The 16,326-nt window shown below is 66.3% G+C and carries 16 protein-coding genes; 5 read left to right on the plus strand and 11 right to left on the minus strand.

Annotated features, from left to right (window positions below; translation table 11 throughout):
- Positions 1-17 precede the first annotated feature (17 nt).
- Positions 18-485, minus strand: coding sequence for a nuclear transport factor 2 family protein (locus QTH90_RS14635; protein WP_286665273.1), 468 nt, complete (start codon positions 483-485; stop codon positions 18-20).
- Positions 486-571: 86 nt separating this feature from the next.
- Positions 572-940, minus strand: coding sequence for a hypothetical protein (locus QTH90_RS14640; protein ID WP_286665274.1), 369 nt, complete (start codon positions 938-940; stop codon positions 572-574).
- Positions 941-1,094: 154 nt separating this feature from the next.
- Between QTH90_RS14640 and QTH90_RS14645 the strand changes: the two genes are divergently transcribed.
- Positions 1,095-1,433 carry a hypothetical protein gene (locus QTH90_RS14645; protein ID WP_286665275.1) on the plus strand — a complete coding sequence of 113 codons (339 nt, stop codon included), beginning with the start codon at positions 1,095-1,097 and terminating at the stop codon, positions 1,431-1,433.
- A gap of 6 nt (positions 1,434-1,439) precedes the next feature.
- Here QTH90_RS14645 and QTH90_RS14650 read toward each other — a convergent pair whose 3' ends face one another.
- From QTH90_RS14650 to QTH90_RS14665, 4 genes are all read right to left on the minus strand, one after another.
- Positions 1,440-3,230 carry a SulP family inorganic anion transporter gene (locus tag QTH90_RS14650; protein ID WP_286665276.1) on the minus strand — a complete coding sequence of 597 codons (1,791 nt, stop codon included), beginning with the start codon at positions 3,228-3,230 and terminating at the stop codon, positions 1,440-1,442.
- Between the two features lie 3 nt (positions 3,231-3,233).
- Positions 3,234-3,524 (minus strand): protease inhibitor I42 family protein, encoded by a 291-nt coding sequence (locus QTH90_RS14655; RefSeq protein WP_286665277.1) that lies wholly within the window; start codon positions 3,522-3,524, stop codon positions 3,234-3,236.
- Positions 3,525-5,210: a DUF8189 domain-containing protein gene (locus QTH90_RS14660; RefSeq protein WP_286665278.1), complete on the minus strand. Its 1,686-nt coding sequence runs from the start codon at positions 5,208-5,210 to the stop codon at positions 3,525-3,527.
- Between the two features lie 113 nt (positions 5,211-5,323).
- Positions 5,324-5,788, minus strand: coding sequence for a gamma-glutamylcyclotransferase family protein (locus QTH90_RS14665; protein WP_286665279.1), 465 nt, complete (start codon positions 5,786-5,788; stop codon positions 5,324-5,326).
- A 103-nt stretch (positions 5,789-5,891) separates the two neighbouring features.
- On the opposite strand from QTH90_RS14665, the gene QTH90_RS14670 reads away from it, so the two are divergent.
- Positions 5,892-6,449 carry a dihydrofolate reductase family protein gene (locus QTH90_RS14670; RefSeq protein WP_286665280.1) on the plus strand — a complete coding sequence of 186 codons (558 nt, stop codon included), beginning with the start codon at positions 5,892-5,894 and terminating at the stop codon, positions 6,447-6,449.
- A 541-nt stretch (positions 6,450-6,990) separates the two neighbouring features.
- Entirely contained in the window at positions 6,991-8,853 is a 1,863-nt protein-coding gene (locus QTH90_RS14675) for an AMP-binding protein (RefSeq protein WP_286665281.1), read from the plus strand.
- Positions 8,854-8,865: 12 nt separating this feature from the next.
- On the opposite strand, the gene QTH90_RS14680 is transcribed toward QTH90_RS14675, so the two are convergent.
- On the minus strand, positions 8,866-9,576 hold the full coding sequence (locus QTH90_RS14680; RefSeq protein ID WP_286665282.1) for a hypothetical protein: 711 nt from the start codon (positions 9,574-9,576) through the stop codon (positions 8,866-8,868).
- Between the two features lie 449 nt (positions 9,577-10,025).
- A complete protein-coding gene (locus tag QTH90_RS14685; RefSeq protein WP_286665283.1) occupies positions 10,026-10,910 on the minus strand; it encodes an SMP-30/gluconolactonase/LRE family protein in 885 nt (294 codons plus the stop codon).
- 171 nt (positions 10,911-11,081) lie between these two features.
- On the opposite strand from QTH90_RS14685, the gene QTH90_RS14690 reads away from it, so the two are divergent.
- Positions 11,082-12,080, plus strand: coding sequence for an ABC transporter substrate-binding protein (locus QTH90_RS14690; protein ID WP_286665284.1), 999 nt, complete (start codon positions 11,082-11,084; stop codon positions 12,078-12,080).
- 10 nt (positions 12,081-12,090) lie between these two features.
- Positions 12,091-13,152, plus strand: a complete 1,062-nt coding sequence (locus tag QTH90_RS14695; RefSeq protein WP_286665285.1) for a Gfo/Idh/MocA family protein — start codon at positions 12,091-12,093, stop codon at positions 13,150-13,152.
- Here the strand turns inward: QTH90_RS14695 and QTH90_RS14700 are convergent.
- From QTH90_RS14700 to QTH90_RS14710, 3 genes are all read right to left on the minus strand, one after another.
- A complete protein-coding gene (locus tag QTH90_RS14700; protein WP_286665286.1) occupies positions 13,139-13,540 on the minus strand; it encodes a cupin domain-containing protein in 402 nt (133 codons plus the stop codon). The genes QTH90_RS14695 and QTH90_RS14700 overlap by 14 nt on opposite strands.
- A gap of 114 nt (positions 13,541-13,654) precedes the next feature.
- Positions 13,655-15,169, minus strand: coding sequence for an efflux transporter outer membrane subunit (locus QTH90_RS14705; protein ID WP_286665287.1), 1,515 nt, complete (start codon positions 15,167-15,169; stop codon positions 13,655-13,657).
- 22 nt (positions 15,170-15,191) lie between these two features.
- Complete coding sequence (locus QTH90_RS14710; protein ID WP_286665288.1) at positions 15,192-16,322, minus strand: ABC transporter permease; 1,131 nt, start codon at positions 16,320-16,322, stop codon at positions 15,192-15,194.
- Positions 16,323-16,326 lie beyond the last annotated feature (4 nt).

Here is a 16,326-nt window from a genome sequence, read left to right on the forward strand (position 1 = left end):
CTGGATTATGGGCGAGCCTAGAGGTCCAGGTCGCTCAGTCCTGGATGGTCGTCCGGCCGCCGTCCCAGGGGCCAGAAGAACTTGCGCTCGCTCTCCTTGATCGGCAGGTCATTGATGCTCGCGTGGCGACGCACCATCAACCCCGCCTCGTTGAATTCCCAGTTCTCGTTGCCGTAGCTGCGGAACCAGTGGCCCGAGTCGTCGTGCCATTCGTACGCGAAGCGCACCGCGATGCGCGGGCCGCCGAAGGTCCAGAGTTCCTTGATGAGCCGGTAGTCCAGTTCGCGTGCCCACTTGCGTTCGAGGAATGCCTGCGCCGCGGCCCGGCCGACCAGGAACTCCGCGCGATTGCGCCAGCGCGTGTCTTCGCTGTAGGCGAGCGCCACGCGAGCCGGCTCGCGCGAGTTCCAGCCGTCTTCGGCCAGGCGCACTTTCTGCACGGCGGTTTCGTGGGTGAAGGGAGGAAGCGGAGGGCGGGTGTCCATGGCGAATCCTTGTGCGGGTCGGTTGGAAAGATGGAGTGGTCGGGCCTGTCCACGGCTGCTCGAGGCGCGGCAGCGTGGTGCCGCGTTCAGCCCAGATCGAACTCGGCGGTGAAGGCCACGCAAAACTCCGGCGTGCCGCTGATCGACAGCGTGACTGTGTGCCGCGGCGTCGCCGGCGGGCTCGTCCGCACGCGCACGCGGAGCGTTTCCTCGTCGAACTCGATCGTCTCGGGCACGGCGATCTCCTGCATGCCCTGCAGGTCGTAGTCCCAGTCGCCGCCGTCGCCCACCGGGCCCCTGCGTCCGGCAAAGGCTGCGTGCGCCCATTCCAGCACCTGCCCGATCTCGGCATGCACGGCTGCGACATGCTGGGGACCGGTGGTGGCCATGGCATCGAACACGCCGATGCCCTCGGAGTCCTCGCTGTAGTCGAAATCCAGATATTTCAATGTCATCCGGCCGAAGCTACATCAAATCGGGGCGGGGCCGGAATCGCTGCGATGGCCCCCGCCGCCGCATGGGACGGCGCTTATACATCTTTTGCATGCAGGAACCTGAGAGGGAGAATGGTTGCAGACTTCGGCGGGCGATTCTGCGAACCTTGGGCCCATGAACACCGAAGCCCTTCCCCTGCCCCTGTCGAAGTTCATCGCCTCGTGGTTTGCCTCTGCATGCGTCGAGCCGGGGCCGGGAACGCACCGTCACATCGATATTCCGTCGGCGTTTTCGGCAGCGCAGGCCGCCGCGGTGCTCGATCTCGAATCGATGGCCTTGCAGGACGGCGCCGCGGCCGAGCGCCGGCTGCGCGAATGGACTCCTTCGGTCTTCAGCCGTGCCCAGGCCCGGTGCGTTCATGAGCTTCTGTCCCTGGACCCCCGGGAATTGCGCGCCACGCTCGTCGACGCGATGGAGCCATGTGAACTGCGGGATCGCTTGGTGATCGCGTAGGCCGCCTCAACGCTCCTTGTCTTCCCAGTCCACCCATTCCACCGGATGGGTCTCGAGGTAATGGCCCACGGCGGCACCGATGGTCGGAAAGAACGCCGCCTCCCCCAGTCGCGCGAAGAGTCCGAAGCGCTTCAGCTTGTCCTTGACGGGGTCCTTCATCTCGGCGATGCACAGCTGGATGCCCGCCGCGTGCAAGGCCTGGTCGAGTTCGGCCAGCATGTCGGCCGAGGTCACGTCCACGCTCGTGACCGGCTCCGCCGCAACGACTAGCCAGCGCACTGGCGTCGGCGATGCAGCCACCGCATTGAGCACCCGGTCCTGGAAGAGTTCGGCGTTGGCGAAGAACAAGGGCGCATCCCAGCGGAACAGCACCAGGCCCGGAATCAGCCGCGCATCGGGATAACGCGTGATGTCGTGGTAGCCCTTGACGCGGTCGGCGCGCCCCAGGACCGCCGAGTAGGGGCGCCACGCATCCCAGAGGAATTCGACGACGGCGACCACGATGGCCAGGCCGATGCCCTGGATCGCGCCCAGCACGGCCACACCCGCCGTGCAGACGATCGACAGCCAGAACTCCCAGCGCTGGATGCGATAGATCCGCCGCAGATCCGCGATCTCGATCAGCCCGATCGCAGACGCGATCACTACGGCGGCCAGCGCGCTGGAGGGCAGGTTCTTCAGCAGGTCCGGCGCCACCACCAGCAGCAGGGCAACGGCCAGCGCGCCGACGACGCCGGTCAGCTGGGTCCTGGCGCCTGCGGCCTCTGCCACGGGCGTCCGCGACGAACTGCTGCTGACCGGAAAGCCCTGGAAGAAGCCCGCGGCCAGGTTGGCAGCGCCGAGCGCCACCATTTCCTGGTTCGGGTCGACATAGGTCCGCGTCCGCGCCGCATAGACACGCGACAGGACGCTGGTGTCGGCGAACGAGACGAGCGCCACGGCGCAGCCGCCGATCAGGACGGGGGCGATGTCCGCCCGCGTGATCCACGGGATGGTGAACGACGGCAGGCCCTGGGGCAGGGCGCCGAGCACGGACACGCCGGCGCGTGAAGCAAGGTCCAGCACGGCCACGGCGATGGTCGCGGCCACCACGGCGATCAGGATTCCCGGCAGCCGCTTGCTGCGCTTGAGCAGCAGGATGAGCGCGAGCGTGCCTGCGCCGACCGCGAAGGCGGCCCAGTTGATCTTTCCATCCGTCACGGCGGCGGCGATGGACTGCAGGTTCCGCAACGGCCCGTCGCCGTCGATCGAGAAGCCCAGCAGCTTGGGCAACTGGCTGATCAACACCGTCAACGCGATGCCGTTCATGTAGCCGTAGCGGATCGGCTTGGACAGAAGCTCGGTGACGAAGCCCAGTCGCGCGATGCCGGCGAGGATGCACACGGCGCCCGACACGATCGCCATCATGGCCGCGAGGGCGATCGCGCGCCGCGGGTCGCCGCCGGAAAGCGGCAGCACGACGGCGAGGATGACGGCGGCCAGTGACGAATCCGGGCCCAGCACCAGGATCCGGCTGGGGCCGAACAGCGCGTAGGCGATCAGCGGAACGATGGTCGCGTACAACCCGTAGATGCCGGGGACGCCCGACGCCACCGCGTAGGCAATGCCGACGGGCACCAGCATCGTGGTCAGCACCAGTCCGGCCACGATGTCGTGCCGCAGCCAGGCCATCTGGTAGGCGCGCAGCGTGCCGAGTCCCGGAAGCCATCGCGACCAGCCGCTCTGGTCGGCGGCCTTCGCCCGCCGCGCAATCCGGCCCGGCTCCGGGAGGGGGGACGGAAGATCCGGCTTGCTCATCCGCTAGCGCGCGTCGACCTCGATCACCTGCGTCTCTATCGGCGTCGTCTCCCAGCGCCGCTTGAGCTGGAATGAAAGCTCGAAATGCCCGGCGGCGGAGGCGCGCAGGTGAAAGACCTGCGTGCCCCCGTCACCGATGGCGGCCGTTGCCGGCTGCCTGAAGTCGCTCCCCAGGAGCTGCACTCCGTCGGGAGGCGACGGCAGTTCCCAGATGTAGCCGGTCGACGGCGTGGCGCCCAGTTCCACGTCGAACGGGGTGCCCACCGCGACCGTCAACTTCCGGGAAGTGCTCATTCAGGCATACCACTTGTGATACATCGCGGAGTCGGTGCCCTCGACGAAGCAGTCGAGCCGGCCCGATGCCCACGAACTCACGCCGACACCCGAGGACAGCAGTCCGCCGAGATCTTCTTCACCGCTCCACGCGGAACCGTTCCACCACTTGTGCATCATGCGGAAGTTGACGCCTGGATAGAAGACGTCGATTCGATTGGGTCCCCATGATTCTGCGCCCGGATCACCGCCCACGTAGCCCTGCAGGTTCTCCCAGCCATGCCAGCCGGTGCCGTCCCACCAGCGGTGATAGAGATGGCTGTCAGTGCCCTTGGCGAAGCAGTCGAGCCGGTTTGCGGCCCACGACGACACGGCCGGCGCGGAGTCGATGACGCCGCCGAGGCTCTCCCAGCCGTGCCAGCTGACGCCGTCCCACCACAGGTGCCACATCGCCGAATCCATGCCGCGTGCGAACACGTCGATCCGGTTCGGGCCCCACGACACCGCACAGGGGGCGGACGACAGCGTCCCGCCCAGGCTCTCCCAGCCGCTCCAGCCGCCCTGGAACCACTTGTGATACAGCTTGTGGTCCGTGCCCACGGCGAAGATGTCGAGCCGGCCCGAGGCCCACGAGCAGATGGCGGGCGCGTCGTGGATGACGCCACCCAGGCTCTCCCACCCGCGCCATGCGACGCCGTCCCACCAGCGGTGCCAGACCGCCGAGTCGGTGCCCCGTGCGACGACGTCGATGCGATTGGCCGCCCATGAGACCGCGCTGGGCTTGGAGGTGATGACGCCGCCCAGGCTTTCGTAGCCGTGCCATCCGGGCGGTGCCGCCGGAAGCACGACACCTTGCGCGGTGGCGAAGGGGTAGGCGTCGAACTTGCACTCGCCATAGCCGATCTTGAAGAAGCCCGCGTTGCCCCAGCCCGTGCCCCAGGAGTTCTTGCAGATCCAGCATTGCTCGGCTTCGGAATAGCCGATGACCTCGACGCAATGCCCGCCGACGTAGTTGCCCGTCAGGTGGTGATACACGCCGCTGGCGTAGGAATAGAAATCGTCGTACACGTCGAAGGACGCGGAGCAGGGGCCGACGTTGCTCAGGTAGTTCTTGCGGTCGGTGATGTTGCTCAGGCTGCCGTGCGAGGTGATCTTCACCGCGGAGGACCGGTTCTGGACGTTGACGCAATGAGGGATCCACAAGTGCGTCGCAGGGTCGGTCTTGGGCGGACTGTCGAAGGCCGTCATGTACGGGAAAGCGGCATCGGGCAGGACGCCTCGCGACTGGATCTGCGCCAGGCAGTCATCGGCGTACCAGCCGCCGCAACTCGCGCCGTGCGAGGAACAGAAGTGCGAATCGGCTTCGGACAGGTCGAGCAGTTGGCCCTTCTCGATCGAAGCCATCGACTCGACCAGCGCGGTGCAGCAGAACGACACGCAGGAGCCGCACTGCTTCTGGTCTTTCACCGAAGTCACGTGATTCCCGTTGTGGCTTCGCCAGTCCACCGCGGGGGCGAAGGCCGGCGCTGCAGCGGCCTGCAGGCTCGGGGCCGCCGCGGCGGCCATCACGGAAGGCGGAATGATGTTGCCGAGCAATGCCTTCTTCTGGTCATCGCTCAGGAGCGAGTGCGGCGTTTGTCGGGCCTGCCATCGCGCCTTCGATTGAGTGATGTTCGCGGAGAGTGTCTTGATGTCGATAGTTGGCATAGGGACTCCATGGATTGGTTGCAATCGTCACGTCGAGTCCGTGCCCTCCGCCATGGATGCGGCACGGAAGTTGGAGGCCCCCGCCCGTCATCCTCAGCCTCCCATCAGGGATGCTAGGTATGTTTGTACTTGCGAACATCCTCCGGAGAAGGGACGCTGTCCCTCCGCCGGTAGAGCGCCGCGTGGTCTTCCGTGTAGATGCCCAAGGGCCCGGCGCGAACCTCTTCCGCGCGAAGCAGATCCGGATTCTTCAGATAGACGAATGCCTCGACGGCATCGGCGGAAGGTGCCTGGGCCTCTTGCACCCTCACGCGAACGCGTTCGTAGCCGTCGGGCTTGCCAACGCGCTCCAGCGCATCCATCCGCTCCAGTCCCGCGTCGGTCACTTCGAACAGTTGTCCCTCGACGCGCAGCCCTTGCCCCGGACTGTTGATCATCCACGGCGAATGGCGCTCGCCGACGAGATGGAAGGGATAGCGGTCTTCGGTGACGAAGTTGCCGGCGATGCGAACGCCGGTGTTCACCGCGCTGTTGGGGAATCCCTCCTTGAGGGTGCCGAAGACGAAAACGAGATGCACGTGGACTCCGAAGCTGGACCTGGCGAAAAGCATACATTCGATGCGCAGAACGGCGAGGCGCCGAATACTTTTCTTCGTGGATAAGCGCGACTAGGATGAAGCGATGAAGACCCAGTACTACACCGCCTGCAGCCTGGATGGCTTCATCGCCACGGAGGACCATTCACTGGAATGGCTGTTCCCGCTTGGCGATATCAACGACACCAGCTATCCCCGCTTCATCCAGGGCGTGGGTGCTCTCGCGATGGGCTCGTCGACGTACGAGTGGATGCTGCGTCACGTCGTCAAGCCGGGGACGAAGGATCAGAAGGCGTGGCCCTACGCGCAGCCCACATGGGTGTTCAGCAGTCGCGAACTTCCCGCCGTGCCCTCGGCGGCTATCCACTTCGTTCGAGGTGACGTCAAGCAGGTGCACGAGGCAATGGTGCTGGCCGCCGGAGGCAAGAACGTCTGGATCGTCGGCGGTGGCGACCTGGTCGGTCAATTCCATGACGCCGGGTTGCTCGACGAGATCATGGTTCAGGTCGGGTCCGTGACCCTGGGCTCGGGCAGGCCATTGCTTCCCCGTCGCATCGTGTCGCCGTCCCTGCAACTCACGGATGCAAGGCGTGTCGGGCCGGGCTTTGCCGAACTCACCTACTCGGTGCCAACGAAGCGGTAGCCAGGTCGGAATCGGCGAGCTATCGGCCCACGGTCGACATCACCGTCGCCCTGCACCTCGGCTGCTCGGCGGGAGGCAGCACGCTGCAATTGGCAAGGGCGCGTCGCTGCATGTCGCTCAGCCGGGGCTGATTGCGGCGCGGGGGAGGGGGCTGATTCCAGTGACGCGGCGGAGGGCTGTTCCAGTGGTGCTGAGGAGGGGGGCGATGCCAGTTCTGGTTGTGATTCCACCGGCGACCGTGGCCGCGCTGCCAACCCCTGTCCCACATGCAGCGCTCGAAATTCACGCCACGCCGGTCGCACGCCCTGAGGTCGCGATCGAACTGGGGACTGTTGTGCCACTGGGCAAAGGCGGACCCCGCAGACATGAGCCCTGCGACCGCCAGGAGGATGGTCAGGATCAGCTTCTTCATGGCGTCGAATATTGCACCCGCATGCCGATTGCGCAAGGCGGGCCGACAGGCGCGGGTATGACCTCGCTGTTGCCCATGCACCGATCGGAGTAAGGTCGCTCGCCGGTTCATTCTCGATTGGAGCCTGCCATGGCACACCTGCCAGAAATCGGCATCCGCAGCCACGACGACGTGGCGCGCGTCGAGTCGGAGATGACGCTCGACGAACGCCTGCCCGAACGCAGCATCCTGGACGTCTTCGTTTCCGCCGCCGCCCGCCAGCCCGAGCGCACCGCGCTCACGATGCTGATGACCGGGGCGCCCGACGAGCAGGCACGCCGCGTCAGCTATCTCGAACTCCTCGGACTGATCCGGCGCGCCGCCAACCTGTTCGCGACGCTGGGCGGCCCGCGCCCCGGTGTGGCCTACATGCTGCCCAGCCTGGTCGAAACCCATGCGACGCTGTGGGGCGCCGAGACCGCGGGCTACGCGGTGCCCATCAACTTCCTGCTGCAGCCCGCGCACATCGCCGGCTTGCTGAAAGCCTCCGGCGCTCGCGTGCTGGTCGCGCTGGGCCCGCATCCGGTGCTGGACATCTGGCAGAAGGCTCTGGCCCTGCGCGAGGAACTCCCGGGGCTCAAGCTGCTGCGCGTGTCGCCGCCTGGCACGCCTCTCGAAGATGGCGTGATCGACTTTCATGCGGCGCTGATGGCCCAGCCCGACGATCGGCTGGTGTTCGGCGCGCCGGGCCGCGATGGCGACGTGGCAGCCTACTTCCACACCGGCGGCACAACGGGCGCGCCCAAGCTGGTGTCGCACACGCACCGCAGCCAACTGGTGGCCGCATTGGGCGGTGCCATCCTCGGCGACATGCGGCCGACCGACACCCTCACGGCCACGCTGCCGTTGTTCCACGTCGGCGGCACCATCTTCTGCGGCCTGAGCGCTTTCATGGCCGGCATGGGGCTGCTGGTGATGTCGCCCGGCGGGCTGCGCAATCCGGCGATGGTGCAGGGCTTCTGGCGCCTCGCGGCCCAGTACCGCGCCACGCTGGTGGGAGGCGTGCCCACTTCGGTGGGTGCCCTGCTGGACGTGCCGCTGGCGGACGCCGACATCAGTGCCGTCCGCGCCGGCTTCTGCGGTGCCGCGTCGCTGCCGACCGCGGTGGGCGAGCGCTTCAGGCAGGTCACCGGCCGCGGCCTGTTCGAGGTGTACGGCATGACCGAGGCCTCGGGCCTGATCGCCATCGACTCGGTGGCCGGCACTGGCGGCATCGGCTCAGTCGGCTGGGCATTGCCCTATACGCGCGTCGTCGTGCGGCGGCTGGAGGCTGGCGGCGGGCTGGGGCCGGCTTGCGAGACCGGCGAGGTCGGCGTGATTACCGTCTCCGGTCCTCATGTGTCGCCCGGCTACCGCAATCCGGAACATGACGCCGGCGTCTTCGAAGACGGTGTGCTCAACAGCGGCGACCTGGGCTACACCGATGCGGCCGGACGCATCCACATCGCCGGCCGCGCGAAGGATCTGATCATCCGCAGCGGCCACAACATCGATCCGCTGATGATCGAGAACGCCATGGCTTCCCATCCCGCGGTGATGCTCGCCGCGGCGGTGGGCGTGCCCTGCGCCTACGCCGGCGAGCTGCCGGTGTGCTACGTGGCGCTTCGTCCTGGCGCCAGTGCCACCGAGGCGGAACTGCGCGAGCATGCGGAGCGCACGATCGGCGAGCGCCCGGCGTGGCCGAAGCAGATCCATGTCGTCGAGGCCATCCCGCTCACCTCGGTGGGCAAGATCTACAAGCCCCAGTTGCGCTGCGATGCCGCGGCACGCCTGGTCGCAAGCTTGGTGCGCGAACAACTCCGGCTGCCCGATGCGGAGGTGCAGGTGATCGAAGGCGGCCGCCGCGGGATGATGGTCAGCGTGACCCTGCCGGCGACTGCCCGGGCGTCGGCGCCCCTGGTCGCGAAGGCCCTGGCGGACTACCTGTTCGAGGCGCGCGTCGCAGTGGGCTGAGGATCACGGCGACTAGCGGACATTGACGAAATACTGGATCGTGAAGGTGACCCCGTCCGGGCAGGGATTGCCCAGCACGTCGCACCATGGCGGCAATGCGTCGCCGGTCACGCTGGCCGAAATCTCGATTACGTGCTGGCCTCTTTTCAGGGGTCTCACGAAAGCGGCCGAAGTCAGGTAGCCGGTGCCACCGCCATCGGGCAGAGGCGGCACCTTCACCGCCACGATGTAGCGCTCGTCGAGCGGGAAATCGTGCCCGTCGATGGTGATGGTCGAAAACTTCAGGCCGAGCTGCCTGTGCGAGAAAACATAGCGCAGCACGGATTCACGGTCGCTCACGTTGGGGAACGTCCCGATCACCGGCGGCGAGTTGTCGCTGAGGAACACCGGCACATAGAGGATCGTGTTTCTCGTCACGTTGAATGTGTTGGTGGAAGTGCCGAACAACATCTGGAACTTGGACGATCCATCCACCAGCGCCGGTGGCGGCCCCGAGTGATCCGTCACGTTGAAGGCGGCAGTGATCCTGGCGAGATCCTCCAGCGAATAGCCGAAAGGCTCTGCCCTGGCAGGCAAGACGCCGGAGCCACCGAAATCGGGTTTCGCGTTGCGGAACTGATCCATGTTCCCCGCCATCGCCGGCAGCAGACCGTGGAGTGCGCCAACAAGCATCACCAGCAATGCCGACCGCCAGTGGCGGCGTAGAGACGAATATGTGTTCATGAGGAAATCTCCAGAGCGTGACAAGGCGCACGCAAGCCCACCCGGTGCGGATGAAGTCGACCTTCAATGATTTCCCTCGGATTGCTTCTTGAACTTCGAGCGCGTCGATTCGCCGGCAGGCGATCACGCTGTCACGCGCTCATCGCGCCACCGGTGCCGGTAGCGCGCGCCGCGCGCCGATTGCCAGCGGCTTGATCGGCCGCTTCGTTCGAGTGGCTTGGCGGACAGATCCCACGTTGTTCTTGCGTTGTCTTCGTTGCCCCACCCACCCTGTGCGCGCAGTCAATTTAGGCGCCGGTCAATGGGCTGTCAATGTCTCAGTGCGGTGACAGGTAAGGGCCCCAAACCAGTGCTTCGCACCACTCCTCATTGAATGGACGCTTGCACCTTCGCCCTTGGCTTGGAGCTCCGTGCGGGCGCCAGATGAAGCGTCGCGCAAAGTTCGGCCGCTAGCCCACCGCGCCGAACATCGCTTCGGGCAGGCCCTTCACGCCGACGTCCACCGCCAGCAGCGCGCCTGCCAGCGGCTCGTTGGCGAGCACCTCTGGCGCGATCATCTTCGTTGCCGTGGTGATGTAGAGCGTGCTCAGGTCCGGGCCGCCAAGACACACGCAGGTGGGGTTGGTCACCGGAAGCTCGATCACGCGGTCGACCTTGCCGGCAGGCGTGTAGCGGATCACGCGATGGCCTGCGAACACTGCATTCCAGACGCATCCGTCGCTGTCCACGCAGGCGCCGTCCGGCCTTCCTTTTTCGTTCGAGTAGTCGGCGAACACCCGGCGATTGGACAGGGCGCCATCGTCGGGGTCGAGGTCGAAGGCCCAGATCTTGAAGCGCCGCGTGTCCGACATGTACAGCGTCCGGTCGTCGGGCGAAATCGTGACCGAATTGGTCACGATGATGTCGTTGAAAAGCCAGTGCGCGACGCCCGACGGCTCCACGCGATAGAAGCTGCCGAGCGGCTCCCGGATGGCCGCATCCATGGTGCCGATCCACAGTCGACCGCGCCGGTCGCATCGGCCATCGTTGAGTCGCGTGCCCTTGTCGGCGGATTCCACGTCGACGATGCGCTGCACCCCCGAAGTCGGCGGGTCGAAGCGGTAGAGGCTGTTGTCGAGCCCGACGACGAACCCGCCTTCGCGATGCAGCGCGAGGCTCCCCGCGAAGGTGCTGTCGAACGGATGCACCTCATGCTTGCCGGTGCGCTCGTCGAAGGACTGGAGCCTGGGCCGCTCGATGTCGATCCACCAGATCTTCTCGCTGCGCGGGCACCACAAGGGTGTCTCGCCCAACTGGTCTCGGGCGTTGATGAGGACGCGTACGTTGCTTGGCATGGAGCGGATGGTCCCATAGCTGGCGAAATCCGGCAGCAGTGCACAGCAAGCGGTGCGCGCGCATGAGCGGCGAGCCTCGTTCGCGCCCGTAACAATCTCGAACGCCTCCCACCCCTCGATTCATGCGACGCTGCGTGCGTCGGGCTGGCGACGACGCCAGGAGGTGATTCGATGGTGACCATGGCTTGGAGTCGACGTCGCGTGCTGGAACTTGCTGCCCTGGCTGCTCCCTTGGGCGCGTCGTCGGCACAGACGGCCAGGGCCGGTTCACGGCGCATCGGCGTGCTGTGGTTGGGCGGCGAGTCGACAGTCTTCGGGCCTGTTTCGAGGCAAGGTTTCTTTCGCGATGGCCTTCGCCGGTATGGATGGATCGAAGGGCAGAACCTGACGATCGAATCGCGCTACGTCGGTACGGGCCTGAATCTGTCCACGCCCGTGGAGCAGCTTCTCTCGGCGAAAGTCGATGTGATCGTCGCCATGGCGTCGCCGATCGCGCTGGCCGCCAAGGACATGACCGCGTCGGTCCCCATCGTGTTCGTGGTCTTCGGTGATCCGGTGGAGTTCGGACTGATCGACAGCCTGGCACACCCAGGCGGCAATCTGACAGGCATCTACATGCCCACGGCCGAGCACGCCGGAAAGCGGCTGGGCCTGCTGCATGAGGCCGTGCCCGGCAGCACGCGGATCGCAGTGCTCAAGTTTCCCAACTCACGGGCTCGCCTCGAGACCCGAATCACCGAAGCAGCGGCGGGAAAGCTGGGGGTCGAGCTGGTAGACGTGAAGGTCGATGCCATCTCGGAACTCGAGCCGGCGCTCATCGCGTGCAAGAAGTCCGGCGCAACGGCAGTCACCATCCTTGCGGAGCCGCGCGCAAGCGTCAATCTGGGACGGATCGCGGAAGTGTCTCTTGCGCAAGGGCTGCCGTCCATCGCGGGCTACGCCGGCTTCGCGTGGCTCGGTGGCTTCATGGCGTACGGTGCCGATGGTCACGAAGGCTTCATTCGCGCGGCCTACTTCGTCGCCAGGATCCTGCAGGGCGAGCGGCCCGCGGACCTGCCGGTGGAGCAGAGTACCAAGTACGTTCTGGCCCTGAACAAGAAGACCGCCAGAACGCTTCGCATGCGCTTCCCCAAATCCCTGATTCAATACGCGGACTTCGTCATTCCGTAAAGAAGGAAAAATGAAATCCACCCCCGAACAAGAGATCCTGCGCATCGGCATCCTGGGCTGCGCGAACATTGCGAGGCAGTTCACGCGTGACGTCGCGTCCAGCACCATGGTGCGTGTGGTCGCGGCGGCCAGCCGGAACGCGGAGACCGCCGCCGCATTCGCGAAGGCCCAAGACATCGGCCGCCATCATGGAAGCTACGAGGCATTGCTTGCCGATCCGGATGTCGATGCGATCTACGTCCCGCTTCCCAACAGCCTCCACGCCGAATGGGCGATCAAGGCAGCGGAGGCGGGCAAGCACGTGCTGTGCGAGAAGCCGCTGGCGCTGGGCGTGGACGAAGCCAGGGCCATGTTCGACGCAGCGCGGCGTCACAAGGTGATGCTGCTGGAGGCCTATCCCTACTATTTCCAGCCGCAGACCGGCGCGATGCTCCAGCTCATCCGGGATGGCGCGATCGGCAGCGTGCGATCCGTTCAGGCCAGCTTCGGATTCCTGTTGGCCAATGCCCAGACCAATATCCGGATGAAGCCCGAACTCGGCGGCGGCGCCTTGCTGGACGCGGGGAGCTATCCGCTGAGCCTGATCCGGCTCGTCATGGGCTGCGCGCCCGTCCGGGTCCAGGCTGATGCGAGCTGGGCGGAGAGTGGCGTGGACATCAGCATGATGGCGACGCTGCACTATGCCGATGGCCGGCGTGCTCAACTCTCGTGTGCCATGGACGTCGCCAACATGCGGCACGCGACCATCGCCGGCTCCGCCGGCACGCTCGAAACCGAATTCCTGAATCACACCAGTGCGTCCGCGACGGGCGACGCATTCGGGTACTTGACGAGCCAGTTGCGCCTGCGCCGCGGCACGGCCAATTCCGTCCCGTTCGAGACCATCAAGGCAGGCGCCGGAAGCGGCTTCCGGTTTGCGGCCGAAGCCTTTGCGGACGTCGTGGGTCGCCTGGACTACGACGCGATCGAGCGAGCCGCAGCAGCCAGCGTCGACAACGCCGCGACCCTCGAGGCATTGCTCCGGAGCGCCCGAAGCAACCAGGTTGTCGAAGTGCCTTCTACGAGTCGTTGACGGTCTCGTGGTCAGCGGGCAGGAGGATTTCGAGCAACTCGCAGTCCTCCGACCAGCCGACGACGGTGTGGCGAATGCCGGGCGGCTGGACCCAGCTCGAACCGGCGACCAGTCGCTGTGGTCCGATGCCCTCGAAGTCCGTCTCGAACCACCCCTTTAGGCAGTAGACCATCTGGAACTGCACGTTGTGATGATGCCGCTGGCTGAGCTCTGGCCGGAAGGGCGCGGTCATGCGGATCACATGGGCTTCAGCCAACCCGTTCGTCGCAGCAGCGACCCCCAGATCGCGATAGGACGAGTAGTCCCGCAAGCCACCGGTCCTGAAGTCCGCCTCGGTGTGGTGGCTGATGACAAAGCGCTGCGGCGCATCGCGAAGCGGAAGGTCCATCTGGTTCTCCGAAATCATCGTGGAACCGTAATTTGATCGCCAATGCGATGCGGCGCAAGAGCGCAGAGCGTGGCGAGCACCAGCAGGCCTTCAAGGAAGATCACGACCCTCCGCTCACGAACTTCCCGTGACATCGCCCGCCCCACCCAACGCCTTCGATACAGCCACCAGCCCCAACGCCAGCCGGCTCGTGCTCTCTGCGTAGTCCCTCTGCGCCTGCAGCCACGTCCGCTGCGCGTCCAGCTGAACCAGAAAGTCCGTGAGCCCGTGGTCATACCGCACGCGCGCCAGTTGCAGCGCGTCCCGGCTGCTGCGCTCCCTCACCGCGAGTTGGGCATTGCGGCGCCGCTCCGCCGTGTAGACGTTCAACGCGTCGTCAATCTCGTGCCATGCCTTCAGCACGGTCTGCTGGTAGGCCACGGCGGCCTCCTGTTGCTGCAGTTCGCGCAGGTTCACAGTCGCGCGGCGGCGGCCGCCGTCGAAGATGGGCAGTTGCAGGTTCGGGCCGATGGCCCACTTGCGGCTGCCCCAGTCGCCGAAGCTGCCGCTGTTCACCGATTCAAAGCCGAAGTTCGCGCCCAGCGTGATGCGCGGATACAGGTCGGCCACGGCCACGCCGATGCTCGCGGTGGCAGCGTGCAGTTGCGCCTGTGCCATCTGGATGTCGGGCCGGCGCAGCGCCATCTCCGAAGGCAGGCCCAGCGACAGATCGGGCAGCGCGGCCGCCGCGGACGTGTCGGGCGGCGGCGCCAGTTGCGCCTGCAGCGCACCGGGCCGTTCGGCGACGAGCAGGGTGATCTGGTTGATGGCCTGCGCCTCCTGCACCAGCAGCTGCGGCAAGCGTGCACGGAGGTCGGCGGCCTGCGCGCTCTGGCGCGTGACGTCGAGGTCGGTGGTGAGTCCGCCGTCGGCTCGGGCCTTGACCAGGTCCAGTGTCTCCTCGGCGGCCGTGATGTCCTCGCGTGCGAGGCGGATCTGCCGCTGCACGGCGCGTAACTCGAAGTAGTGCCGCGCCACTTCGGCCTGCACGCTGAGCTGCACCTGCGCGAGCAGGGCCTTCGATGCGGCGACGTTGGCATCGGCGGCCTCGACGGAGCGACGCACGCGGCCCCAGAGGTCGATTTCCCACGAGGCATCGAAGCCGGCCTGATAGAAGTTGTGCGGCTCGCTCAGCACCTTGACCAACTCGTCGCGGTTCGCCGGGTTCAGCGCGCCGAGCAGCCGCGTCATCTCGCCGTCCTCGCTCTCGCGCAGCCGCGTCGCGCCTGCGCTGGCATTGACCTGGATGCTCTTCTGCGAATTGACCACCGCGAGCTGCGCGCGGCTCTGCGCAAAGCGCAGCGCGGCGGTCTGCAGATCCTGGTTGGCGGCGAGGGCCTTGGCCTCCAGCGCATCGAGCACCGGGTCGCCGAACATCGACCAGTTCTGCGGCGCCGTGGCGGCGGCCGGTGCGGTGCGTTGCGGGTCGAGCAGTTCCGGCGAGCCGCCATGCCATGCAGCGAAATTGGCAGGCGCCTCTGGCACCTGGGGTTTGAAATCGGGCCCGACGGCGCAGCCGGAAAGCCATGCAGCAGCCAGCACGCCGGCAAGACACGCCGTGGTGCGGAGAGGGTGGGCCGAAGTCTTCATGATTTGCCTTTCAGCTGGGCGGTCATACAAGCCTATGGCGGAAGAGCCAGGCGGCGAGCGGCAGCGTGACGGCCGCGATGATGAAAAGGGGAATGAGGTTGTGCCAGACGGTCAGCAGCCCCACGCCTTCGAGATACACGCGCTGCACGAGGTCGATCGCAAAGCGCAGCGGATTGGCCATCGTCGCGATCTGCAACGCGCGCGGCATGTTGCTCACCGGCGTGGTCAGGCCCGACAGCAGCATCATCGGCATGATCAGCACGAAGGTGTAGAGCATGGCCTGCTGCATGTTGGCCGACACCGCCGAGATCGAGAGCCCGATGCCCACGCTCGCGATGGTGAAGAACGACAGTCCGATGTAGAGCGTGACGAAGGAGCCCGCCATCGGCACCCTGAACCACAGCAGCGTGATGAGCAGCACCAGCGTGGATTGCACCAGCCCGATCATCACTGGCGGAATGGCCTTGCCGATCATGATCTCGGTGGGTGACAGCGGGGTCACGAGCAGTTGGTCGAAGGTGCCTTGCTCGCGCTCGCGCGCCACGGAGAGCGCGGTCAGCAGCAGGGTCTGGATCATGCTGAGCGCGGCGATCATGCCGGGCATGAAGTTCCAGCGCGTCTCCAGGTTGGGGTTGAACCACGCGCGCGATTCGATGGAGACAGGCGCCTTGAGGCCGCCGTGCTTCAGCCGCCATTCGTCGTTGAAGGCTGTCACGACGGAATTGACGAAGCCCGCCGCCGAGCCCGCGGTGTTGGAGTTGCGCGCATCGAGGATGACCTGGATCGGCGCCGACTCGCCCGCGTTGAGCTGCTGCTCGAACTGCGGACCGATCTGGATCACGACCAGCGCGTCCTGCGAATTGACGATGGGCGCGATCTCGTTCGGCGACGTCAGGGTCGCGGCGCGGCGGAAGACGCCGGTGCCGTCGAGCTTGGCGATGAGCGCGGTCGACGCGCCGCTGCGGCTCTGGTCGAGCAGGGCGTAGTCGACCCGGCTCAGGTCGTAGGTGGCGGCATAGCCGAAGAGCAGGCTCTGCATCAGCGCCGGCACGATCAGGATGACGCGGCTGGACGGGTCCTTGAGGATCGCCAGCAGCTCCTTGCGGCAGAGGTTGGCGACGCGCCGCACGAAGTCGAGGAATGAGCCGGTCATGATC

Origin of the sequence: Variovorax flavidus, assembly GCF_030317145.1 — a bacterium.
GTDB lineage: Bacteria > Pseudomonadota > Gammaproteobacteria > Burkholderiales > Burkholderiaceae_C > Variovorax > Variovorax flavidus.